Annotated in this window: 21 protein-coding genes and 1 tRNA gene; 9 read left to right on the plus strand and 13 right to left on the minus strand. The window is 70.4% G+C overall.

All coding sequences use genetic code 11. The features are described 5' to 3' along the window. Positions 1–175: 175 nt before the first annotated feature. From QC029_RS02345 to dnaA, 9 genes are all read right to left on the minus strand, one after another. Positions 176–249, minus strand: a tRNA-Ile gene (locus QC029_RS02345). Between the two features lie 94 nt (positions 250–343). Further along, the gene (locus QC029_RS02350; RefSeq protein ID WP_279553605.1) at positions 344–907 is read right to left on the minus strand and encodes a DUF3566 domain-containing protein; all 564 of its coding nucleotides are present in this window, start codon (positions 905–907) and stop codon (positions 344–346) included. A 118-nt stretch (positions 908–1,025) separates the two neighbouring features. After that, the gene (gene gyrA, locus QC029_RS02355) at positions 1,026–3,677 is read right to left on the minus strand and encodes a DNA gyrase subunit A (protein WP_279553606.1); all 2,652 of its coding nucleotides are present in this window, start codon (positions 3,675–3,677) and stop codon (positions 1,026–1,028) included. Positions 3,678–3,717: 40 nt separating this feature from the next. Further along, positions 3,718–5,814, minus strand: a complete 2,097-nt coding sequence (gene gyrB / locus QC029_RS02360; RefSeq protein WP_279553607.1) for a DNA topoisomerase (ATP-hydrolyzing) subunit B — start codon at positions 5,812–5,814, stop codon at positions 3,718–3,720. 455 nt (positions 5,815–6,269) lie between these two features. Then, a complete protein-coding gene (locus QC029_RS02365) occupies positions 6,270–6,794 on the minus strand; it encodes a DciA family protein (protein ID WP_279553608.1) in 525 nt (174 codons plus the stop codon). A 101-nt stretch (positions 6,795–6,895) separates the two neighbouring features. Further along, positions 6,896–8,017, minus strand: a complete 1,122-nt coding sequence (gene recF / locus QC029_RS02370) for a DNA replication/repair protein RecF (protein WP_279553609.1) — start codon at positions 8,015–8,017, stop codon at positions 6,896–6,898. 16 nt (positions 8,018–8,033) lie between these two features. Further along, complete coding sequence (gnd, locus tag QC029_RS02375; RefSeq protein ID WP_279553610.1) at positions 8,034–8,969, minus strand: phosphogluconate dehydrogenase (NAD(+)-dependent, decarboxylating); 936 nt, start codon at positions 8,967–8,969, stop codon at positions 8,034–8,036. 189 nt (positions 8,970–9,158) lie between these two features. Then, positions 9,159–10,289, minus strand: a complete 1,131-nt coding sequence (dnaN, locus tag QC029_RS02380; RefSeq protein WP_279553612.1) for a DNA polymerase III subunit beta — start codon at positions 10,287–10,289, stop codon at positions 9,159–9,161. 872 nt (positions 10,290–11,161) lie between these two features. Then, positions 11,162–12,976 carry a chromosomal replication initiator protein DnaA gene (gene dnaA / locus QC029_RS02385; RefSeq protein ID WP_279553613.1) on the minus strand — a complete coding sequence of 605 codons (1,815 nt, stop codon included), beginning with the start codon at positions 12,974–12,976 and terminating at the stop codon, positions 11,162–11,164. A gap of 377 nt (positions 12,977–13,353) precedes the next feature. Here dnaA and rpmH point away from each other — a divergent pair, with 377 nt between their 5' ends. The 9 genes from rpmH to QC029_RS02430 all read left to right on the plus strand — a co-directional run bounded on the left by rpmH (position 13,354) and on the right by QC029_RS02430 (position 19,617). After that, positions 13,354–13,491: a 50S ribosomal protein L34 gene (rpmH, locus tag QC029_RS02390; RefSeq protein ID WP_003949374.1), complete on the plus strand. Its 138-nt coding sequence runs from the start codon at positions 13,354–13,356 to the stop codon at positions 13,489–13,491. Positions 13,492–13,526: 35 nt separating this feature from the next. Continuing rightward, on the plus strand, positions 13,527–13,919 hold the full coding sequence (rnpA, locus tag QC029_RS02395; protein WP_279553614.1) for a ribonuclease P protein component: 393 nt from the start codon (positions 13,527–13,529) through the stop codon (positions 13,917–13,919). Next, on the plus strand, positions 13,916–14,203 hold the full coding sequence (gene yidD, locus QC029_RS02400; protein ID WP_279553615.1) for a membrane protein insertion efficiency factor YidD: 288 nt from the start codon (positions 13,916–13,918) through the stop codon (positions 14,201–14,203). The genes rnpA and yidD overlap by 4 nt, the downstream gene beginning before the upstream one ends. A 12-nt stretch (positions 14,204–14,215) precedes the next feature. Next, positions 14,216–15,301 (plus strand): membrane protein insertase YidC, encoded by a 1,086-nt coding sequence (gene yidC, locus QC029_RS02405; protein WP_279553756.1) that lies wholly within the window; start codon positions 14,216–14,218, stop codon positions 15,299–15,301. Positions 15,302–15,315: 14 nt separating this feature from the next. Then, a complete protein-coding gene (locus tag QC029_RS02410) occupies positions 15,316–15,813 on the plus strand; it encodes a R3H domain-containing nucleic acid-binding protein (RefSeq protein WP_279553616.1) in 498 nt (165 codons plus the stop codon). Next, on the plus strand, positions 15,810–16,541 hold the full coding sequence (gene rsmG / locus QC029_RS02415; RefSeq protein WP_279553618.1) for a 16S rRNA (guanine(527)-N(7))-methyltransferase RsmG: 732 nt from the start codon (positions 15,810–15,812) through the stop codon (positions 16,539–16,541). The genes QC029_RS02410 and rsmG overlap by 4 nt, the downstream gene beginning before the upstream one ends. 230 nt (positions 16,542–16,771) lie before the next feature. Then, complete coding sequence (locus QC029_RS02420) at positions 16,772–17,845, plus strand: ParA family protein (protein WP_279553619.1); 1,074 nt, start codon at positions 16,772–16,774, stop codon at positions 17,843–17,845. Beyond that, positions 17,842–18,954, plus strand: a complete 1,113-nt coding sequence (locus QC029_RS02425) for a ParB/RepB/Spo0J family partition protein (protein ID WP_279553620.1) — start codon at positions 17,842–17,844, stop codon at positions 18,952–18,954. The genes QC029_RS02420 and QC029_RS02425 overlap by 4 nt, the downstream gene beginning before the upstream one ends. Before the next feature lie 45 nt (positions 18,955–18,999). Next, positions 19,000–19,617: a GNAT family N-acetyltransferase gene (locus QC029_RS02430; RefSeq protein ID WP_279553621.1), complete on the plus strand. Its 618-nt coding sequence runs from the start codon at positions 19,000–19,002 to the stop codon at positions 19,615–19,617. Positions 19,618–19,686: 69 nt separating this feature from the next. Here QC029_RS02430 and trxA read toward each other — a convergent pair whose 3' ends face one another. The 4 genes from trxA to sigM all read right to left on the minus strand — a co-directional run bounded on the left by trxA (position 19,687) and on the right by sigM (position 22,926). Beyond that, positions 19,687–20,010: a thioredoxin gene (gene trxA / locus QC029_RS02435; protein WP_279553622.1), complete on the minus strand. Its 324-nt coding sequence runs from the start codon at positions 20,008–20,010 to the stop codon at positions 19,687–19,689. Positions 20,011–20,052: 42 nt separating this feature from the next. After that, a complete protein-coding gene (gene trxB, locus QC029_RS02440) occupies positions 20,053–21,057 on the minus strand; it encodes a thioredoxin-disulfide reductase (RefSeq protein WP_279553623.1) in 1,005 nt (334 codons plus the stop codon). A gap of 127 nt (positions 21,058–21,184) precedes the next feature. Next, positions 21,185–22,183: a hypothetical protein gene (locus tag QC029_RS02445; protein ID WP_279553624.1), complete on the minus strand. Its 999-nt coding sequence runs from the start codon at positions 22,181–22,183 to the stop codon at positions 21,185–21,187. After that, complete coding sequence (sigM, locus tag QC029_RS02450) at positions 22,180–22,926, minus strand: RNA polymerase sigma factor SigM (RefSeq protein ID WP_279553625.1); 747 nt, start codon at positions 22,924–22,926, stop codon at positions 22,180–22,182. Before sigM ends, QC029_RS02445 begins: the two co-directional genes overlap by 4 nt. Positions 22,927–22,943: the final 17 nt, after the last annotated feature.

The following is a 22,943-nucleotide window of genomic DNA, read 5'->3' on the forward strand; positions in this document are numbered from 1 at the left end:
AACACTCCGGCAGGGCAACCGACCCGGGCGCACGGCGCTCCCCGGGCCGCCCGTCACCGCAGGTCCCGCCGGGCTTCCCGGCGCGGGCGGCACACCCCGTGCGGGCCCGTACCGGCCCCGTACACGCCGAACGCCCGGCCCCTCCGAGGAGGTTCCGGGCGTTCGATCCGCCGTGTGGGGCTAACAGGACTTGAACCTGTGGCCTCTTCCTTATCAGGGAAGCGCTCTAACCGTCTGAGCTATAGCCCCGCGCTGCACCGAAAGATTAGCGCACTTCAGCCGCGTGCCAAAATCGCGTCGGCCCGCGACCGCTCCGGTGCGGCGCCCGGGAGGATCCCGGAGGTCACTCGTCCTCGGCGAGCGTCACCTCGACGCCGCCCACGAGGCCGGCCGACATGTTGTAGATGAAGGCCCCCAGCGTGGCCAGCGCCGTCATCAGCACCACGTCGATCACCGCGATGAGGGAGGTGAAGGTCAGCACCCGGGGCAGGGACAGGAAGCCCTGGAGGTCGAAGCCCCCGCCGCCGTCCGAGGACGTCGCCTCGCTGACCGTCCCGCCGACGGCCGCGAACACCCCCATGGCGTCCATGACCATCCACAGGACGGCCACCGCGACGACGGTGCAGATCCCCAGGGCTATCGACAGCAGGAAGCCGACCTTCATCACCGACCACGGGTCGACCCTGGCCACCTTCAGCCGCGCCTTGCGCGTCCTGGGCACCGTACGGGCGCCGGTGCGCGAGCGGCGCATGACGTCCTGCTGGAGGTCGCCCTGCTGGTCCTGAGCGGACCGCGGCGGCGGTGTGGCGCCCGGCGGGGCCGGGTACGCCTGCGGCGGTTGGTGCGGCTGCGGCGCGCTCGCGTGCGGCTGGGCCTGCGGCTGCGGTTGCGGGTGGGCACTGGTCACGGTTGTTCCCCCACGGTGGGATTCGCCCTGTCGTCGAGCGCCGTCAGCGGCCGGCCCACGGGCGCCGCCGTCATCGTTGCCGCCCCTGGCGGCGCCCGCGGTTCCACTCACGGTCTGTCTACTCCTCGTTGTCCGGAGCCGCCTCGGCGGCCGTCTCCGGGGAAGACGCCTCCACGGCCTCCTCGGTGCCGTCACCGGCGCCGAATTCCGCATCGACCTCCTCGGCCTCCCGGCCGGCCTCGGCGTTGCGTGCGATGCCGACCACGGCGTCGCGCTTGCCGAGGTTGATCAGTTGGACGCCCATCGTGTCACGACCGGTTTCCCTGACCTCGGCGACCCGCGTACGGATCACGCCGCCGCCGAGGGTGATGGCGAGGATCTCGTCCGCCTCCTCGACCACCAGAGCCCCCACCAGCGAACCGCGGTCCTCCACGATCTTGGCCGCCTTGATGCCCAGACCGCCACGGCCCTGCACGCGGTACTCGTCCACGGCCGTGCGCTTCGCGTACCCACCATCGGTGGCGGTGAAAACGAACGTACCGGCCCGCACCACGTTCATCGAGAGCAGTTCGTCCCCCTCGCGGAAGCTCATGCCCTTCACGCCCGAGGTGGCGCGCCCCATCGGGCGCAGCGCCTCGTCGGTGGCGGTGAACCGGATCGACTGCGCCTTCCTGCTGATCAGCAGCAGGTCGTCGTCGGGCGAGACCAGCTCCGCGCCGATCAGCTCGTCCTCGCCGCCGCCCTCCAGCTCCCGGAGGTTGATCGCGATGACACCGCCGGAGCGCGGCGAGTCGTAGTCCTTCAGCGGGGTCTTCTTCACCAGGCCCGACTTGGTGGCCAGCACCAGGTACGGCGCGGCGTCGTAGTCGCGGACGGCCAGGATGCGGGCGATCGTCTCGTCCGGCTGGAACGCCAGCAGGTTCGCCACGTGCTGCCCGCGCGCGTCCCGGCCGGCGTCCGGCAGCTCGTACGCCTTCGCCCGGTACACCCGGCCCTTGTTGGTGAAGAACAGCAGCCAGTTGTGCGTGGTGGTGACGAAGAAGTGGTCGACGATGTCGTCCTCGCGCAGCTTCGTGCCGCGCACGCCCTTGCCGCCGCGCTTCTGCGAGCGGTAGTCGTCGGTCTTCGTCCGCTTGACGTAGCCGCCGCGCGTGATGGTGACGACGATGTCCTCCTCGGCGATCAGGTCCTCGATGGACATGTCGCCCTCGAAGGGCACCAGCTTGCTGCGCCGGTCGTCGCCGTACTTCTCGACGATCGCGGCCAGTTCGTCGCTGATGATCCGCCGCTGCCGCTCGGGCGAGGCCAGGATCGCGTTGTACTGGTCGATCTTCGCCTGGAGTTCGTCGTGCTCGGCGGTGATCTTCTGCCGCTCCAGGGCGGCCAGGCGGCGCAGCTGCATCTCCAGGATCGCGTTCGCCTGGATCTCGTCGATCTCCAGCAGGCCCATCAGGCCCTCGCGCGCCACCTCCACGGTGTTGCTGCGCCGGATCAGGGCGATGACCTCGTCGATCGAGTCCAGCGCCTTGAGGAGGCCGCGCAGGATGTGGGCGCGCTCCTCGGCCTTGCGCAGCCGGTAGCGGGTGCGGCGGACGATGACGTCGACCTGGTGCGAGACCCAGTTGCGGATGAACGCGTCCAGCGACAGCGTGCGCGGCACCCCGTCGACCAGGGCCAGCATGTTGGCGCCGAAGTTGGTCTGCAGATCGGTGTGCTTGTACAGGTTGTTCAGCACGACCTTGGCGACCGCGTCCCGCTTGAGGACGATCACCAGCCGCTGGCCGGTGCGCGAGGACGTCTCGTCGCGGACGTCCGCGATGCCGGCGATCCTCCCGTCCTTGACCAGCTCGGCGATCTTCAGGGCCAGGTTGTCCGGGTTGACCTGGTACGGCAGTTCGGTGACGACCAGGCACTGGCGGCCCTGGATCTCCTCCACCTCGACCACCGCGCGCATCGTGATCGAGCCGCGGCCGGTGCGGTACGCCTCCTCGATGCCCTTGCGGCCCACCACCAGCGCGCCGGTGGGGAAGTCGGGGCCCTTGATGCGCTCCAGCAGCGCGTCTAGCAGCTCCTCGTTGGTGGCCTCGGGGTGCTCCAGGTACCACTGGGCGCCGGCGGCCACCTCGCGCAGGTTGTGCGGCGGGATGTTGGTGGCCATGCCGACCGCGATGCCCGCCGAGCCGTTGACCAGCAGGTTGGGGATGCGCGACGGCAGGACCGTCGGCTCCTGGTTGCGGCCGTCGTAGTTGTCCTGGAAGTCGACGGTCTCCTCGTCGATGTCCCGGAGCATCTCCATGGCCAGCGGCGCCATCTTGCACTCGGTGTAGCGCATGGCCGCCGCCGGGTCGTTGCCCGGCGAGCCGAAGTTGCCGTTGGAGTCCACCAGCGGCATCCGCATCGACCACGTCTGGGCCAGGCGGACCAGGGCGTCGTAGATGGAGGTGTCGCCGTGCGGGTGGTACGTGCCCATCACGTCGCCGACGACGCGGGCGCACTTGTAGAAGCCCTTCTCGGGCCGGTAGCCGCCGTCGTACATCGCGTACAGCACGCGGCGGTGCACCGGCTTGAGACCGTCGCGCACGTCCGGCAGCGCACGCGAGACGATCACGCTCATCGCGTAGTCGAGGTACGAGCGCTGCATCTCGGTCTCGAGGCTGACCGGCTCCACGCGGTGCCCGGCGCTCTCGTCGACTACGGGGGTGCCCGGGGGAGGCGAGAGGGGCGCGGGGGCGTCCCCTTCGATCGGGGCAGGGGTGGTCTCGTCGGCCATTGCTGGTCAATCCCTTTCGCTGAAGCGGCGTACGGCCGACTCAGATGTCGAGGAAGCGGACGTCCTTGGCGTTGCGCTGGATGAACGAGCGGCGCGACTCCACGTCCTCGCCCATCAGGATCGAGAACAGGTCGTCGGCGGCGGCCGCGTCGTCGATCGTCACCTGCCGCAGCACCCGGTGGGCCGGGTCCATGGTGGTGATGCGCAGTTCCTCGGCGTTCATCTCGCCCAGGCCCTTGAAGCGCTGGACCGAGTCGTCCCTGATCCGCTTGCCCTGCTCGCGGCCGAGGCGGATCAGGCTGTCGCGCTCGCGGTCGGAGTACGCGTACTCGAACTCGTCGCGCGACCACTTGATCTTGTACAGCGGCGGCTGGGACAGGAAGACGTGCCGGGCCTCGACCAGCGGCCGCATGAAGCGGAACAGCAGTGTCAGCAGCAGGGTGTTGATGTGCTGGCCGTCGACGTCGGCGTCCGCCATCAGGATGATCTTGTGGTAGCGGAGCTTCTCGATGTCGAAGTCCTCGTGGATCCCGGTGCCGAAGGCCGAGATCAGCGCCTGGACCTCCTGGTTCTGCAGGACCTTGTCGATCCGCGCCTTCTCCACGTTCAGGATCTTGCCGCGGATCGGCAGGATGGCCTGGTACTGCGGGTTCCGGCCGGACTTCGCCGAGCCGCCCGCGGAGTCGCCCTCGACGATGAAGATCTCGCACTTGGACGGGTCGTTGGACTGGCAGTCGCTCAGCTTGCCCGGCAGCGACGCCGTCTCCAGCAGGCCCTTGCGGCGGGTCAGGTCCCGCGCCTTGCGGGCCGCGACGCGCGCGGTGGCCGCCTGGATGCTCTTGCGGATGATGTCCGCGGCCTCGTTGGGGTTGCGGTCCAGCCAGTCGCTCAGGTGCTCGTGGACGACCTTCTGGACGAAGGTCTTCACCTCGGCGTTGCCCAGCTTCGTCTTGGTCTGGCCCTCGAACTGCGGCTCGCTCAGCTTCACCGAGATGATCGTCGTCAGGCCCTCGCGGATGTCCTCGCCCGTGAGGTTGTCGTCCTTCTCGCGCAGCAGCTTCTTGTCCCGTGCGTAGCGGTTGACCAGAGCGGTCAGCGCGGCCCGGAAGCCCTCCTCGTGGGTGCCGCCCTCGTGGGTGTGGATGATGTTCGCGAAGCTGTAGACACCCTCGGTGTACTGGGTGTTCCACTGCATCGCGATCTCCGCCGAGAGCATCCGCTCCTTGTCCTCCGCCTCGAAGTGGATCACCGAGGGGTGGACGGGCTCGCCCTTGCGGGAGTTGAGGTGGCGGACGAAGTCGACGATGCCGCCCTCGTAGTGGTAGCGCACGTGCCGGGGCTTGTCGTCCTCGGCGGTGTCCACGGTGTCCGCGCCCGCCGTCTGCTTGGCCGCCGCCCGCTCGTCGGTCAGGGTGATCGTCAGGCCGCGGTTGAGGAAGGCCATCTCCTGGAAGCGCCGCGAGAGCGTCTCGAAGGAGTAGTCGGTGGTGTCGAAGATGTCGCCGTCGGCCCAGAACGAGACCGTCGTGCCGGTCTCGTCGGTGGCCTCGTGCCGCTGGAGGGGAGCGGTGGGCGCGCCCATCTTGTACTCCTGCGTCCAGCGGTAGCCGTCGGTCTTCACCTCGACCGCGACCTTGGTGGACAGCGCGTTGACCACCGAGACGCCCACACCGTGCAGCCCGCCGGAGACCGCGTAGCCGCCGCCGCCGAACTTGCCGCCCGCGTGCAGCACCGTCAGCACGACCTCGACGGCCGGCTTGCCCTCGGAGGGCACGATGCCCACCGGGATGCCGCGGCCGTTGTCCACGACCCGCACGCCGCCGTCGGCGAGCAACGTCACGTCGATGGTGTCCGCGTGGCCGGCCAGCGCCTCGTCGACGGAGTTGTCCACCACTTCCTGCACGAGGTGGTGGAGACCGCGCTCACCGGTGGACCCGATGTACATGCCGGGCCGCTTGCGGACCGCGTCCAGGCCCTCCAGGACCGTGATCGCACTGGCGTCGTACGACGTCTCGCCGCCACCGGCTCCGGAGGCGGGCGGGGTCGCGGACGGGACAGGGGACTCCCCGCCGGAAGCAGGGATGGTTTCGTTGGAGTTGCCGGAATCGGCCACGAAGCGCCCTTTCTGGCACAGCACAAGCCTCCCCCTGCGACCGGAGGGAAGGGTCCCTGGGGACCCCGTCCGCACGGCAGGAGCGGCTGCGTCGTTCGACATGTTCCGCAGTAAGGCGGGTGTGTCTCCAGTCTACCGGTACCACTGACATCGATGGGGGTTTGCGGGTACCTGGGGCCGCATGTGCCGCCCTGAACCGGCGTCCGCCGACTCCCCATATGCGGACCGGGCCCTCAGGACGTTCACGACGGCCCTCAGCGCTTCGGGATGTCAATGGCCCATCACTGTGAGCGGCCTCACGGAACAGTGAGTTCCGCTTCCTTCTCCGCGCTCGGATCCCAGCCGGGACCCCGGCCCGGACTCCCGCCCGGATCCCGCCCTGACTCCAGCCCGCATCCCGCCGGAGAACGGGGCGGCGGAACGGGAGGAAATGGGACGAATCGTGGGCGGGAACGGGTGGACCGGTGGGCCCGCGCCCGTCATCCGTAGGTGTCCCCCGGCCCCCGGCTGCCCGGCGCGCGCAGCGGACCGTGCCGGGTGTCCGGCGCCTCCGGCCCCCGCACCCTGATCAACTTCACCGTCCCCTGCCCGAGATCGGCGTTCAGCCGCGCCACGAGCTGCGGCGCCAGCAGCCGCACCTGCGTCGCCCACGCCGTCGAGTCGCAGCGCACCGACAGCACCCGCGCCTGCTCGTCGTACGACTGCGGCAGGCAGTGCCGCGCCAGGTCCGGCCCCACCAACTCCGGCCAGCGGCCCATCACGCCGCCGACCGCCATCGGCATCTCCCAGCCGCGCTCGGTCTTCAGCCGCTCGATCGCGGCTCCCAGCGGCAGCGGATCGCGGCCGTCCCGCCGCGCCCCCGACCGCAGACCGCCGCCGGTGCGCGCCTGGCGCTTCTGCCGCGCCGCCGCACCGCGGGCCCGCGCCTGCTCCCGGGCCGCCCGCAGCGCGACCCTGGCCAGGTCGACGCCCGACGGCTCCGCGGACGGTCCCGGAATCCTCACCTCCGACGACCCCGGAAGCCGTACGGGTTCGCCGGCGGACCGGTCGGCGGCCTCATCCGGACGGTCCGGACGGTCCGGGAGGCCCGGACGCTCGCCCCGCCTCACAGCCGGGTCACCTCCCCGTCGCCGACCGCGTACCGCGCCCCCGCCAGCAGCCCGGGGACGTCCTCCTCCACCGCCGCCGTCACCAGCACCTGCTCGCCGTGCGCCACCAGCTCCGCCAGCCTCTCCCGCCGCTTCGCGTCCAGCTCGGCGAAGACGTCGTCGAGCACCAGCACCGGCTCGTTCCCCTCGCCGCGCAGCAGGTCGTACGAGGCCAGCCGCAGCGCCAGCGCGTACGACCACGACTCGCCGTGGCTCGCGTACCCCTTGGCGGGCAGCTCCCCCAGCCTCAGCACGAGGTCGTCGCGGTGCGGGCCCACCAGCGTCACACCGCGCTCGATCTCCTGGCGGCGCGCGTCCGACAGGGCGGCCAGCAGCCCCTCGTACAGCTCCTCGCGCGTACCGCCCTCCACCGGGGAGCGGTACTCCATCACCACCGGCCCGCCGCCGGGCGCCAGCCGCTCGTACGCCTTGTCCGCCAGCGGGCCCAGCGCCGCCACCAGCGCCGTCCGGTGGGCCAGCAACTCCGCGCCGGCCCGTGCCAGGTGCTGGTCCCACACGTCCAGGGTGGACAGCGCCCCGCCGCCGGAGCCGCCGCCGTGGCGGCGCGCCATCGCCGCCGTCTTCAGCAGGGTGTTGCGCTGCCTGAGCACCCGGTCGTAGTCCGACCGCACCCCCGCCATCCGCGGCGACCGCGCCGTCACCATCTCGTCCAGGAAGCGGCGGCGCTCCCCGGGATCGCCCTTCACCAGCGCCAGGTCCTCCGGCGCGAACAGCACCGTGCGCACGATGCCCAGCACGTCCCTCGGCCTCACCTGCGAGGAACGGTTGATCCGGGCCCGGTTGGCCCTCCCCGGATTCAGCTCCAGCTCCACCAGCTGCTGCCGGTCCCCCTGGCGCACCACCGCCCGTACGACCGCGCGGTCGGCGCCCTGCCGCACCAGCGGCGCGTCGGAGGACACCCGGTGGCTGCCCAGGGTCGCGAGGTAGCCGACCGCCTCGACGAGGTTGGTCTTGCCCTGGCCGTTCGGGCCGACGAAAGCGGTGACGCCCGGATCGAGCGGAACCTCGACCCGGGCGTAGGACCGGAAGTCGGCCAGCGACAGATGCGTGACGTGCATCGGACCCTTGCGCCGGTCAGCCGCCGACGGGCGGGACGACGTCCGCGCCCGGCGCGTCGGCGCCCTTCTCGCCGCCGGCCGCGGCGGTCACGGCGTGGCCGCCGAACTGGTTGCGCAGCGCGGCGATCATCTTCATCTGGGGGGAGTCGTCCTGGCGCGAGGCGAAGCGCGCGAACAGCGACGCGGTGATCGCGGGCAGCGGCACGGCGTGGTCGATCGCCGCCTCCACCGTCCAGCGGCCCTCCCCGGAGTCGGCCGCGTAGCCGCGCAGCGCCGCCAGGTGCTCGTCGTCGTCCAGCGCGCGGACGGCCAGGTCCAGCAGCCAGGAGCGGATGACCGTGCCCTCCTGCCAGGAGCGGAAGACCTCGCGGACGTCGGTCACCGCGTCCGCGGCCTCCAGCAGCTCCCAGCCCTCGGCGAAGGCCTGCATCATCGCGTACTCGATGCCGTTGTGGACCATCTTCGCGAAGTGGCCCGCGCCCACCCTCCCGGCGTGCACGGAGCCGAACTCGCCCTCCGGCTTGAGGGCGTCGAAGACCGGCTGCACCTTCGCGACGTTCTCGGCGTCGCCGCCGTACATCAGCGCGTAGCCGTTCTCCAGGCCCCACACGCCGCCGGAGACGCCGCAGTCCACGAAGCCGATGCCCTTGGCCGCCAGCTCCTCGGCGTGCCGCTCGTCGTCGGTCCAGCGGGAGTTCCCGCCGTCCACGACCACGTCGCCGGGGGAGAGCAGCTCGCCCAGCGCGTCGACCGTCGACTGGGTCGGGCCGCCGGCCGGGACCATCACCCACACCACGCGCGGGGCCTTGAGCGAGTCCACGAGTTCCTCGAGGCTGTGGACGTCGGTGAGGTCCGGGTTGCGATCGAATCCGACGACGGTGTGGCCTGCGCGGCGGATGCGCTCGCGCATGTTGCCGCCCATCTTGCCGAGACCGACGAGACCGAGCTCCATCAGGGGCGCCTTTCTTCGGTGTCCTGGTGTTGCGTACCCGGGTACGAGCCTACGCCGGAGGGGGCGGCGCACAGCTGCGGGCACACTCCGCTCGTATGCGCGCGAGCGGGCCCGGGAACCGGGGAACCTCCCCGGCGGCCGGACCGGCACGCCGCCGGCCCCGGCCGGGGGGCGGCGGGCTCCCCCGGCTCAGCCCGACAGCCGCACCGGCATGATCAGGTACTTGTACGCCTCGTCCGCCTCCGCGTCCATCGCGGGCCTGCCGCTCAGCAGCGCGGGCTTGGTCGAGGTCGTGAAGGACAGCTGCGCGACCGGGGCGTCGATGGCGCTCAGGCCCTCCAGGAGGAAGCCGGGGTTGAAGGCGATCGAGATGTCGTCGCCCTCCAGCTGCGCGTCCACACGCTCCACGGCCTGTGCGTCGTCGCTGGAACCGGCCTCCAGGATCAGGACGCCCTGCTCGAAGGTGAGCCGCACCGGGGTGTTCCGCTCGGCCACCAGCGACACGCGCTTGACCGCCTCCACGAAGGGGGCGGTCTCGATCACCGCGACCGAGTTGAACTCCGTCGGGAACAGCGTGCGGTACTTGGGCAGGTCGCCCTCGAGCAGCCGCGTCGTGGTCCGCCGGCCGTTGCCCTCGAAGCCGATCAGGCCCTCGCCCGCGCCGGAGCCGGACAGCGCCAGCGTCACGTCGTCGCCGCCGCTGAGCGACTTCGCCGTGTCCAGCAGCGTCTTGGCCGGCACCAGGGCCACCGCGGAGGCGTCCGGCGTCTCCGGCTTCCACAGGAACTCGCGGACCGCGAAGCGGTAGCGGTCGGTGGACGCCAGGGTGACGGTGTCGCCCTCGATCTCGATCCGCACACCGGTGAGCACCGGCAGGGTGTCGTCGCGTCCGGCGGCGATGGCGACCTGGGCGGCGGCGGCGGCGAAGACCTCGCCGGGGACCGTGCCGGTCGCGCTCGGCATCTGGGGAAGGGCCGGGTACTCCTCCACAGGCAGTGTGTGGAGCGTGAACCGCGAGGATCCGCAGACGACGCTCACCCGTACACCGTCTGTGGAGATCTCCACCGGGCGGTTGGGGAGGGCACGGGAGATGTCGGCCAGCAGGCGGCCGGAGACGAGGACCGTCCCGTCCTCCTCCACATCGGCCTCCACCGAGACCCGCGCCGAGACCTCGTAGTCGAAGCCGGACAGGCTCAGCGAGCCCTCCTCGGCCTTCAGCAGCAGGCCCGCGAGGACCGGCACCGGGGGCCGGGCCGGCAGGCTGCGGGCCGCCCAGGCCACCGCCTCCGCGAGGACGTCGCGCTCCACCCGGATCTTCACTTAAGCCGCCTCCCGCTGTTGCTGGCTGCTCGCCTTGCTGGTCTTCGTCGTCGGCTGGTCGCCGGGGACCAGTCTGACGCACACCGCTGACAGCCGGGGCGGGTCGGGGTCAAGTCGCCGGGAGGGGCGCGGAGCCCGGCCGGACCGAGTTGTGCACAGGGCCCGTTTCCGAACGAAGTCGGAGCTTTATCTCTGTGGTCGTAGTAGTAGGGCCTGTGGAAACCGGGGATAACTCGATCCGCGCAGGTCAGGCCGGAAGTTTTGTCCACCGCCCCTGTGGGTGGGGACGTGGACGGAAGGGGCGTTCCTGTGGACACCGGAAAGTTCTGCACACCCGATGCACAGCGATCCGTGACTTCTCCCCAGGGCTGCCCACAGTTTTACCCACCTTCTCAACAGCCCAACCCAGCCCCTTCGTGTGACGCCTTTCACACGTAGCGGTGACAGAGTGCGCCATGTTGTCGAACAGTGGACAGCCCTGTGGAGAAGCAGGTGGAAGCTGTGCACAACACGGCCGGGGCTGTGGGCGGGCGGTGGACAATCCGATCCGCCGCCTGTGGGCGCATTCTGGATCCACAGCCTGTGGACAACGTTCGACCACAGATCCCCAGGCACCTGACCTGGCCCATTCGATCATCGAGCGGTGTGCCTGTGGACGCTATCGGGACAACCCGGCGGTCCCCAGAGTGTGGACGGAGGAAAGTCGGCGAATCTGTGGACCACTCCTCTTCCGGCCTGTGGATTCGAACAGCGAGAAGCCCCCCGGGAGACCTCCCGGGGGGCTTCCGCGGCCCGCGCGGCGGCGGGGAACGGCCGCCGGCAGGGGGCCGGCCGCTGCCGGACGCCGTCGGACGCCGTTCCCCGCCGCCGCGTCAGGCGTTCTTGATGCGGTTGGTCAGCTCGGTGACCTGGTTGTAGATGGACCGCCGCTCGGCCATCAGCGCGCGGATCTTGCGGTCGGCGTGCATGACGGTGGTGTGGTCCCGGCCGCCGAACTGGGCGCCGATCTTCGGCAGCGACAGATCGGTCAGCTCGCGGCACAGGTACATGGCGATCTGCCGGGCGGTGACCAGGACGCGGCTGCGCGAGGAGCCGCACAGGTCGTCCACCGTCAGCCCGAAGTAGTCGGCGGTGGCGGCCATGATGTTGGTCGCGGTGATCTCCGGGGCGGCGTCCTCGCCGCCGGGGATGAGGTCCTTCAGGACGATCTCGGTCAGGCCCAGGTCGACGGGCTGCCGGTTGAGGCTGGCGAAGGCCGTGACCCGGATCAGCGCCCCCTCCAGCTCGCGGATGTTGCGCGAGATCCGGGACGCGATGAACTCCAACACCTCCGGCGGCGCGTTCAGCTGCTCCTGGACGGCCTTCTTCCGCAGGATCGCGATGCGCGTCTCCAGCTCCGGCGGCTGGACGTCGGTGATCAGCCCCCACTCGAACCGGTTGCGCAGCCGGTCCTCCAGGGTGACCAGCTGCTTGGGCGGCCGGTCGGAGGAGAGCACGATCTGCTTGTTGGCGTTGTGGAGGGTGTTGAAGGTGTGGAAGAACTCCTCCTGCGTCGACTCCTTGCTCGCCAGGAACTGGATGTCGTCGACCAGCAGGATGTCCATGTCGCGGTAGCGCTTGCGGAACGCGTCCGCCTTGCCGTCGCGGATGGAGTTGATGAACTCGTTGGTGAACTCCTCCGAGCTGACGTACCGCACCCGCGTGCCCGGGTAGAGGCTGCGCGCGTAGTGCCCGATGGCGTGCAGCAGGTGCGTCTTGCCCAGCCCGGACTCGCCGTAGATGAACAGCGGGTTGTACGCCTTGGCCGGCGCCTCGGCCACGGCCACCGCGGCGGCGTGCGCGAAGCGGTTGGAGGCGCCGATGACGAAGGTGTCGAAGAGGTACTTCGGGTTCAGCCGGGCGGTCGGCTCGCCGGGACCGGTCGCGGGCGCGGGCTGGGCGGCGAGCGGGCCGGGGGCGCCGCTGGGGGCGGGCAGCTGCGGGGGGTCCGGCCGGCCCGTGCCCCGGACGCCGTCGTAGCGCGGCACCGGCGGCTGGTCGTAGGGGGACGCGCGGTGCCGGCCGTCGTAGGAGGGCGGCTCGTACGACGGGGCCTGCGACTGGTACGGGTCGCGCGGCGGCTGCCAGGCGTCCGGGTCCTGCGGGCGGGGCCATGCGCCGGGCTGGTGCTGCTGGGGCGCGTGCGGGTAGTCCGGGTACGCGGGACGCGCGCTCGGCAGGTCGAGCTCCGGCTGCCGGTCCTCGTGCTGGGGACCGTGCTGGGGGCCGTGCTGCCGGGCGTGCCGGCCGCCGTGCCGGGGGGCGTCGTAGCGCGGCTCGTCGAAGTGCAGCGGCTGCTGGTGCGGCGCGGGCTGGTGGTGCTGCGGCGGCTCCGGGGAGGCCGGCGGCGCGGGGGGCGCCGGCGCCTGGGACTCCGGAACCGGCCCGGTGACGGTGATCGCGAGGCGGATGGGCTGCTGGCACTCGCGGCTGAGCGCGTCGGTGATCAGCGGGGAGAGCCGCCCCTCCAGGACGCCCTTCGCGTACTCGTTGGGCACGCCGAGCAGCGCGGTGCCGGACACCAGCACCAGGGGCTGGCAGTCTTTGAGCCACCGCTGGTCCTTGGCCTCGACTCCCTGGCCGTCGGCGAGGAGCTGTTCCAGCACGCGTGGCCACACTGCGGCAAGATCGGCAGGTAGGTCAGCCACAGGGCACGCTCTCTCACTCGCTGGGTGGGGGGTTGTTCGGGCTTCGACAGTCCCACCCGTGTGTGGTGCTCGGGACGGTCGGGAAGAAACGGAAGTTCGGCCACGGTAGTCAGCGCGGCGCGTGCGGTTCAAGTCGTTGTCCACAGGCTGTGTACAGAACCCCCCGGCTGGCTCTGGTTTGACCTGATGGCGTGGGCGCGCGTACCGTAACCAGGTCGAGTTGTCGATGGCTGCTGCCGCCTGCCTCCGATGGGCAAGATCCTGGTGATCATAGAAGCGGTGCACTCGGGCGTTGCGAGCTACTCGTGGGCGCACGGTGACAGCCAGTCGGCGCCCCACGCGTCTCGTTGAGACACAAGAATTCCTGGAGTCCCCGAGTGAGCAAGCGCACCTTCCAGCCGAACAACCGCCGTCGTGCGAAGACCCACGGTTTCCGGCTGCGCATGCGGACCCGTGCCGGCCGCGCGATCCTGGCGTCCCGCCGTGGCAAGGGCCGCGCCCGTCTGTCGGCCTGACCAGAGCCTGACCAGTCAGACCGCGGGTCCGTGACGTGCTGCCCACCGAGAACCGGCTGAGGCGGCGCGAGGATTTCGCGGCCGCGGTACGCCGAGGGCGTCGGGCCGGGCGCCCGCTCCTCGTCGTCCATCTGCGCAGGGGGTCCCCCCGGAGCGATTCCGGGGGACGTACGGACCCGCACGCGGCGGAGGGAGTCGTCCCTCCGGCGCGTGCGGGTTTCGTCGTGAGCAAGGCCGTGGGCAACGCGGTGGTGCGCAACCGTGTCAAGCGTCGGCTGCGTCACCTTGTCCGGGAGAGGCTGGCGACTCTGCCGCCCGGTAGCCTGATGGTCATACGGGCGCTGCCCGGTGCGGGCGAGGCGGACCACGACAGGCTGGCCCGTGATCTGGACACCGCACTGCAGCGGCTGCTGGGAGGCCCGTCGTGAAGTACCCGCTGCTGTGGTTGATCAAGTTGTACCAGTGGACCATCAGCCCGCTGCTCGGTCCGGTGTGCCGGTACTACCCGTCGTGCTCGCACTACGGCTACGAGGCCATCCGGCGACACGGTGCGGTGAAGGGAACGGCGCTGACCGCCTGGCGCGTTCTGCGTTGCAACCCGTGGTCCCCCGGCGGGGTCGATCACGTTCCCGCCCGGAAGCACCCGGTCTGGCACCAGCGGCTGCGCGACCGCTGGCAGCACCGGACCCACTCCAATGCCCAAGGAGCCTGACTCGTGGACACGATCGACACGATCCTCGGTCCTCTGTATACCGCTGTTTCCTGGATCATCGTCCAGTTCCACAAGCTGTACAGCCTCGTCTTCGACGAGGACAGCGGTTGGGCCTGGGGTCTGTCCATCGTCTCGCTGGTGATCGTGATCCGCATCGCCCTGATCCCGCTCTTCGTGAAGCAGATCAAGGCGACGCGGAACATGCAGGCGATCCAGCCGAAGATGAAGGCGATCCAGGAGCGCTACAAGAACGACCGGCAGCGCCAGTCGGAAGAGATGATGAAGCTGTACAAGGAGACGGGCACCAACCCGCTCTCCAGCTGCCTTCCGATTCTCGCGCAGTCCCCGTTCTTCCTGGCCCTCTACCAGGTGCTGAACAAGATCGCCAACAACCAGGCGGTCGGCGTCATGGACGCCGGGCTGGTGGACAGCGCCCGTAACGCCCACATCTTCGGGGCCCCGATCGCGGCGCGGTTCATGGACAGTGCCGACAAGGTCGCCGCGCTGGACGCCACGCTGACCGACGTCCGCGTGGTCACGGTCATCATGATCCTGCTGATGTCGGCGTCGCAGTTCTACACGCAGCGCCAGCTGATGACGAAGAACGTCGACCTGACGGTGAAGACGCCGTTCATGCAGCAGCAGAAGATGCTGATGTACGTCTTCCCCATCATCTTCGCCGTCTTCGGCATCAACTTCCCCGTCGGTGTCCTCGTCTACTGGCTGACCACCAACGTGTGGACCTTCGGGCAGCAGATGTACGTCATCAAGCGCAACCCGACGCCGGGCTCGCTGGCCTACAAGCAGCGTCAGGAGAAGCTGCGGGCCAAGGGCAAGATCAAGGAGGACCCGGCCGAGGTCGAGGCCAAGAAGGCCGTCGAGGCCGCCCGCGCCAACCGGCAGCAGCCCAAGCGCCAGACCAAGGCCCAGCGCCAGGCCGCCGCGGCCCAGGCGGAGGCGAAGAAGACGACCGGGCAGAAGCACTCGCTGACCAAGGAGGCCTCCCAGGACTCCTCGGCGCGGCCCGGGCAGCAGTCGAAGAAGAAGCCCGGACAGCGCAAGGGCTCGCAGCGGCCCAAGCACCCGTCCAAGAAGTAAGAAGGAGTCCACTCGTGACGGACACGACCGCAGAGGGCGCCGACACCCTGACCCGCCTCGAGCAGGAGGGTGAGATCGCGGCCGACTATCTCGAGGGGCTCCTCGACATCGCGGATCTCGACGGTGACATCGACATGGACGTCGAGGGCGACCGTGCCGCGGTGTCGATCATCAGTGACGGAGAGAGCCGGGACCTGCAGAAGCTCGTCGGCCGGGACGGTGAGGTGCTGGAGGCCCTGCAGGAGCTGACCCGGCTCGCGGTGCTCCGTGAGACCGGTGACCGCAGCAGGCTGATGCTGGACATCGCCGGCTACCGCGCCCGCAAGCGCGAGGAACTGTCGGAGCTGGGAACCAGGACGGCCAAGGACGTGAAGCGCACCGGCGAGCCGGTGAAGCTGAGGCCGATGACGCCCTTCGAGCGCAAGGTCGTGCACGACGCGGTGGCCGCGGCGGGGCTGCGCAGCGAGTCCGAGGGCGAGGAGCCGCAGCGCTGCGTGGTCGTGCTGCCGTGACGGACTCCGTGTCGTCGACCCTTCCTCCCGCGCCCGAGGTGGCGCGGGAGGTTTTCGGTGACCGCTTCGCCGACGCGGTCCGCTACGCGGAGCTGCTGGCGGAGGTGGGGGTCAAGCGCGGGCTGATCGGACCGCGCGAGGTGCCGCGGCTGTGGGAGCGCCATCTGCTGAACTGCGCGGTGCTCTCCGAGGTCGTCCCCGAGGGAGTGACGGTCTGCGACGTCGGCTCGGGCGCGGGGCTGCCGGGCATTCCGCTCGCGCTGGTGCGGCAGGACCTGAGGATCACGCTGCTGGAGCCGCTGCTCCGGCGTACGACCTTCCTGCAGGAGGTCGTCGAGCTGCTGGGGCTGGACCATGTGTCGGTGGTGCGAGGGAGGGCCGAGGAGGTCCTGGGGTCGCTGCCTCCGGTGCACGTGGTGACGGCTCGGGCGGTGGCTCCGCTGGATCGGCTCGCCGGCTGGGGCGTACCGCTGCTGCGGCCGTACGGCGAGATGCTGGCCCTCAAGGGGGACACGGCGGAGGAGGAGCTGAAGGCGTCGCGCGTCGCGCTCCAGAAGCTCGGCGCGGTGGACTCCTCGGTGCTCCGCATCGGCGAGGGACTGGTGGAGCCGACGGCCACCGTGGTGCGGGTGGAGGTCGGCGAGAGCCCGGGCGGGGTGCGTTTCGCCGCCAAGAAGGCGAAGGCGGCCCGGACGGGACGCTCGCGGAGCGCGCGTCGTCGGCGGTGATCCCCGGGTGGAGTCCCGTTACTCCGTAGAGTCGCCATAGAAGGATCATGCGGAGTGTCGCCGCGCCCCGGGGTGGGCGTGGATGCATCGTGCTTCCCGTGAAACGTCGCTTCCTGAATGGAATCATCCGTCGAGGGCGCGCGGCTGACGCGTCGAGCCCATCCGAGCCCCGCTCCGGTGTGGATTCATCCACAGGTGAGCGGGGCTCGCTGGTTCCCGACCCGGAGGACATGGCAGGCTCTTCTCATCGCGAGCCTGATGTCGAGGAGAGTGAACCGTTGCGGTCCGACGGCCATATTGCGGGACCGATGACCGATCCGGTCCCGGGTCCCCGTTCTGAAACGGCGGATGTTTCACGTGAAACGATGAGTGAGACTCCGCCTCCCATGGACGCCTCCCCCCGGTACGACGGGGATGCCTCCGCCCCCGTCGGCCGTGCCGCTCAGCAGGCGGTCGAGGCGATGAACCGTGCCGGTGAAGGCCTGCCCAGGCCCGAGGAGACCCGGGTGATGGTGGTCGCCAACCAGAAGGGCGGGGTCGGCAAGACCACGACCACGGTCAACCTCGCCGCCTCCCTCGCCCTGCATGGCGCCCGGGTCCTGGTGATCGACCTCGATCCCCAGGGCAACGCGTCCACGGCTCTGGGGATAGACCACCACGCCGAGGTCCCGTCGATCTACGACGTTCTGGTGGACAGCAGGCCACTCTCCGACGTCGTCCAGCCGGTACGGGAGGTGGAGGGGCTCTTCTGCGCCCCGGCCACGATCGACCTCGCCGGTGCGGAGATCGAGCTGGTGTCGCTGGTGGCGAGGGAGAGCCGTCTGCACAAGGCGATCTCCGCGTACGAGCAGCCACTGGACTACATCTTCATCGACTGCCCGCCCTCGCTCGGCCTGCTGACCGTCAACGCGCTGGTCGCCGGCGCGGAGGTGGTCATCCCGATCCAGTGCGAGTACTACGCGCTGGAGGGCCTGGGGCAGCTCCTGCGGAACGTCGAGCTGGTGAAGGGGCACCTCAACCCCAAGCTCCACGTCTCGACGATTCTGCTGACGATGTACGACGGCCGTACGCGGCTGGCCTCCCAGGTGGCGGAGGAGGTGCGTGGGCACTTCGGCAAGGAGGTCCTGCGGACCAACATCCCGCGGTCGGTGCGCATCTCGGAGGCGCCCAGCTACGGGCAGACGGTTCTCACTTACGACCCGGGTTCCAGCGGTTCGCTCTCCTACCTGGAGGCAGCCCGGGAAATCGCGCTGCGAGGCGTCAGCAAGCAGCAGGAACAGCACATGGTGGAGGGGACTCAGTGACGGAACGACGTAGAGGGCTGGGTCGAGGGCTCGGCGCGCTGATTCCCGCGGCGCCGACGGGACCGGACGACAGCGTCAGCCCCGTGGTGGGAGAGAACGGTGCGCTTTCGCCGACCGCGGTTCCGGTGCTGACTCCGGGACGCGGGGTGGCGGCGGCCAAGGTGGCCGTTCTACCGGACCGCGACGGGCAGCACGGGAACGACGTTTCACGTGAAACCGAGCCCGCCGACAGCGCGGAGGGCGGCGAGGTCGCAGGAGCTCACTTCGCCGAGGTGCCGATCGACGCGATCACGCCGAACCCCCGGCAGCCGCGTGAGGTGTTCGACGAGGACGCCCTGGCGGAGCTGGTGACCTCCATCCAGGAGGTCGGCCTCCTCCAGCCCGTGGTCGTCCGGCAGCTGGGCCCGGAGCGGTACGAGCTCATCATGGGAGAGCGGCGCTGGCGGGCCTGCCGGGAAGCCGGTCTGGAGCGGATCCCGGCGATCATCCGGGCCACGGAGGACGAGAAGCTCCTCCTTGACGCCCTGCTGGAGAACCTGCACCGGGCGCAGCTGAATCCGCTGGAGGAGGCGGCGGCGTACGACCAACTGCTGAAGGACTTCAACTGCACCCATGACCAGTTGGCCGACCGGATCGGCCGCTCGCGTCCCCAGGTCTCCAACACGCTCCGGTTGCTGCGGCTCTCACCGTCGGTGCAGCGTCGTGTGGCGGCCGGGGTGCTGTCGGCGGGGCATGCACGTGCCCTGCTGTCCGTGGAGGATTCCGAGGAGCAGGACCGCCTCGCCCACCGCATCGTGGCCGAGGGGCTGTCGGTGCGGGCGGTCGAGGAGATCGTGACCCTGATGGGCACGAAGTCGAAGGGCAGGACCAGGGCCCGAGGGCCACGGGCCGGCAAGCGGATCTCCCCCGCACTGGACCATCTGGCGAGCCGCCTCTCCGACCGCTTCGAGACCCGGGTGAAGGTGGACCTGGGCCAGAAGAAGGGGAAGATCGTGGTCGAGTTCGCTTCCATGGAGGACCTGGAGCGAATCCTGGGCCAGTTCGCGCCCGGTGAGAACCAGCTGCTGGAGCAGCAGCTCGCGCGAGGAGACGACGACAGCGCCGAGTGAGTTCAGGAGCGCTGCCTCATGACGCCCCATGGATACGATGTCTCCATGGGGCGTCAACTCGTTCCGCTCACTCTGGACAACCTGCCGGACCTTCCGAAGCGCTGCCGCAGGTGCGTTTTCTGGGAACTCGATCCTGTCAGCGGTGATGCCGCGGTGAAGGCGGGCCGACCTGATCTGGAGAAGGAAGCCTGGATATCGGCGGTGCTGCTGGAGTGGGGATCCTGCGGGCGGCTCGTCTATGTCGACGACGTGCCGGTCGGCTTCGTGCTGTACGCGCCACCCGCGTATGTGCCGCGCTCGACGGCGTTTCCCACCAGTCCGGTCTCGCCGGACGCGGTGCAGCTGATCACCGCCTGGCTCATGCCCGGGTACCAGGGGCAGGGCCTGGGCCGGGTCATGGTGCAGACCGTGGCCAAGGACGTGCTGCGGCGGGGCTTCAAGGCGATCGAGGCGTTCGGGGACGCACGGTGGAAGGAGCCTGCCTGTCTGCTCCCCGCCGACCACCTTCTCGCTGTGGGCTTCAAGACGGTACGTCCGCACCCTGCCTATCCACGGTTGAGGCTGGAGCTGAGGACGACGCTTTCCTGGAAGCAGGACGTGGAACTGGCGCTCGACCGGCTTCTGGGAGCGGTGCAGAAGGAGCCCGCCCTCAGGCCGCTGTGACCCCTGGAGCGATGGGAAAGACGACGGGCCCGACCCCGGGGTGGGGACGGGCCCGTTCCACGTGGAACGTCAGGCGATGAAGTCGGACAGGTCGCGCTCGATCGCGGCCTTGGGCTTGGCGCCGACGATGGTCTTCACGACCTCGCCGCCCTGGTAGACGTTCATCGTCGGGATGGACATGATCCCGTACTTGGCGGCCGTGGCCGGGTTCTCGTCGATGTTGAGCTTGACGACGGTGAGCTTGTCGGCCTGCTCCTCGGAGATCGCCTCCAGCGAGGGGGCGATCTGACGGCACGGACCGCACCAGGCCGCCCAGAAGTCGACCAGGACGGGCTTGTCGCTCTTGAGGACGACGTCCTCGAAAGTGGCATCGGTGGCGGTCACGGTGGCCATGGTGATCTCCTTGTTTCTCGGGGTGGGGTGATGGGAGGGGGGTCAGAGTGCGGCGGCGGCGGTGGCGGCCTGGTCGGTCTTCTCCGGTTCGGCGACGTGCTTCTCGGGGGCGTCGACCAGAGCGGCGAGGTAGCGCTCGGCGTCCAGGGCAGCCGCGCAGCCGGTGCCGGCGGCGGTGATGGCCTGGCGGTAGGTGTGGTCGACCACGTCGCCGGCGGCGAAGACGCCGGGGATGGTGGTGCGGGTGGAGGGCGCGTCCACCGTCAGGTAGCCCTCGTCGTCCAGGGCGAGCTGGCCGCGGAAGAGTTCGGTGCGCGGGTCGTGGCCGATGGCGATGAACAGCCCGGTCACCGGCAGCTGGGAGGCGGCGCCGGTGGTGGTGTCGCGCAGGGTCACTCCGGCCAGCTTGCCGCCGTCGGCGTGCAGCTCGGCGACCTCGCTGTTCCACGCGAAGTCGATCTTCTCATCGGCGAAGGCCCGCTCCTGCATGGCCTTGGACGCCCGCAGGGTGTCGCGGCGGTGGACGATGGTGACCTTCGAGGCGAAGCGCGAGAGGAAGGTGGCCTCCTCCATCGCGGTGTCGCCGCCGCCGACCACGGCGATGTGCTGCCCCTTGAAGAAGAACCCGTCGCAGGTGGCGCACCAGGACACCCCGCGGCCGGAGAGCTCGTCCTCGTGCTCCAGGCCGAGCTTGCGGTGGGCGGAGCCGGTGGCGACGATGACCGCCCGGGCGCGGTGGACGGTGCCGGCCGAGTCGGTCACCGTCTTGACCTCACCGGTCAGGTCGACGGCGGTGATGTCGTCGGGAACGAGTTCGGCGCCGAAGCGTTCGGCCTGGGCGCGCATGTTCTCCATCAGGTCCGGACCCATGATGCCGTCGCGGAAGCCGGGGAAGTTCTCCACCTCGGTGGTGTTCATCAGCGCGCCGCCGGCAGTCACCGAGCCTTCGAAGACCAGCGGCTTGAGGGCGGCGCGGGCGGTGTAGAGCGCTGCGGTGTACCCCGCCGGCCCGGAGCCGATGATGATCACGTTGCGGACGTCGCTCACGGGAGTCTTCCTTGTCTGCCGATGGGTTTGCCGATGCCTGTCTGGAGCGGGGCCTCAAGGAGGCTCACCCCATCCAACGCATCCTAAGAGGCGGGCATTCCCGCCCGTGGTAGCGCGCGCTGACCCCTCAACGCGGGTAGGTGCGGGTGGTGAGGATCGTGCCCGGGCTGGAAGGCGCCTTGTCGACGCAGTCGGCGTCGACTACGTAGGCGTCCACCCGTGAGTCGTCGTCCCCGTGCGGCAGAACCACGATGTACGCCTGCCGCCCTTCGTGGACGCCCATGCCGACGGCCAGGGGCGCCTCACCACGGTTGATGCCCGCCCGGACGCACAGCGGCACCGCGGACGCAGGGGTGCCCGGCGACTCGGGGCTTGCCTTGGTGCTGAAGTCGGGGGCGTCGGATTCGGCCTTTCTCAGACTTCCCTGGCTCTCCCGCCCCGGCTCCCCCGTCCCGTTGCCGGCGAGAAGGGAGCGTACGCGTGCCTCCAGCGCCTCGTCGGTCCGGTCGCTCCCGGCGGCGTCCGAGGCGGACTCCTCCTTCGCATGGCCGGAGGAGGAACCCCCTCCCAGGTCGGGAAGGAACAGGGCACCCAGCGTGAGGAGGGCTGCCGCGCCCGCGGTACCGAGCAGCGCGGTACGCCGGCGCCGCGGGCGCCTGCCGCCGGACCGCCCCGGGCCACCGGCTCCTCGCGGCCGACCGGCGGGTCGGCCGGTGGAGCGTCCCGCAGTCCGGTCGGGGTGGACCGTTTCACGTGAAACGACATCCCGGCCGTCCGTTCCACGTGAAACAATGCTGGGCTCGTCACCTGAGGAGGGAGGCGGGGAGGCGTTCCGGATTCCGTCCCCGCCAGGTGCGGAAGCGTCGAGCAGGGCCTCGGCGGCCAGAGCGGCGTCGATGCGGCCCGCTACGTCGGACGGCATCCGGACCGGCCCCGGAAGGGTGCCCAGCGCACTGCGGATCTCCTCCAGGGATGTCCGTACGTCCGTGCACAACTCGCAGTCCGACAGATGGGCGCGCACATCGGCCGATCGCTCCGGGGAGAGCAGCCCTTCGGTGAGATCGGAGATCTCGGTGACCTCAGGGTGCCCGTCCATACCGAACGACGCGGAAGACGCGGATGTCATGTGTGTTCACCTCCGCCCTTCACGACCCCGGTGCCTGGTTTCCCTCTTGCCGGTGGGACGGACGCCCCCTGCGCCCGGTTCCTTCCCCCGGCGTTCGGCCGGCTACCCCCTGCCGGGCCCTCCGAGCGTAGATGCTTCACCAGAGGCAGTAGCCGGGCCCTGCCGCGGGCACAGCGACTCTTGATGGTCCCGACGGCGACGCCGAGGATACGGGCGGCCTCGGCGACCGGGTAGCCCTGCATGTCGACGAGGACGAGCGCCGCCCGCTGCTCCGGCGGCAGCTCGGAGAGCGCGGCGATGAGCTGGCGGTGGAGGTCCTGACGCTCGGCGGGCACGGCGGCGGACTCGTGCGGCTCCAGGAGCTGCTCCAAGCGCTCGGGCTCGGCGATGGGAGAGGTCCGGCGGCTGGCGGCCTTGCGGGCGCGGTCCAGGCAGGCGTTGACGGTGATGCGGTGCAGCCAGGTGGTGACGGCGGACTGGCCGCGGAAGGTGTGGGCGGCCCGGTAGGCGGAGACGAAGGCGTCCTGGACGGCGTCAGCCGCCTCCTCGCGATCCCCCAGGACGCGCAGGGCGACGGCCCAGAGCCGGTCGCGATGACGGCGCACGATCTCACCGAAGGCATGCGGATCGCCCGCGACATGGCGGGCGAGAAGCTCCCGGTCGTCGACTCTGCGGGTGTCGTCGGGATCGCCCGCACCCCCCGTACCGCCGCCGACGGCTCCGTCCGTCACCTCGTCGCCCACCCGCCGATCGCCTCCCT

The sequence above is a fragment of the Streptomyces sp. DH37 genome (assembly GCF_029813835.1).
GTDB lineage: Bacteria > Actinomycetota > Actinomycetes > Streptomycetales > Streptomycetaceae > Streptomyces.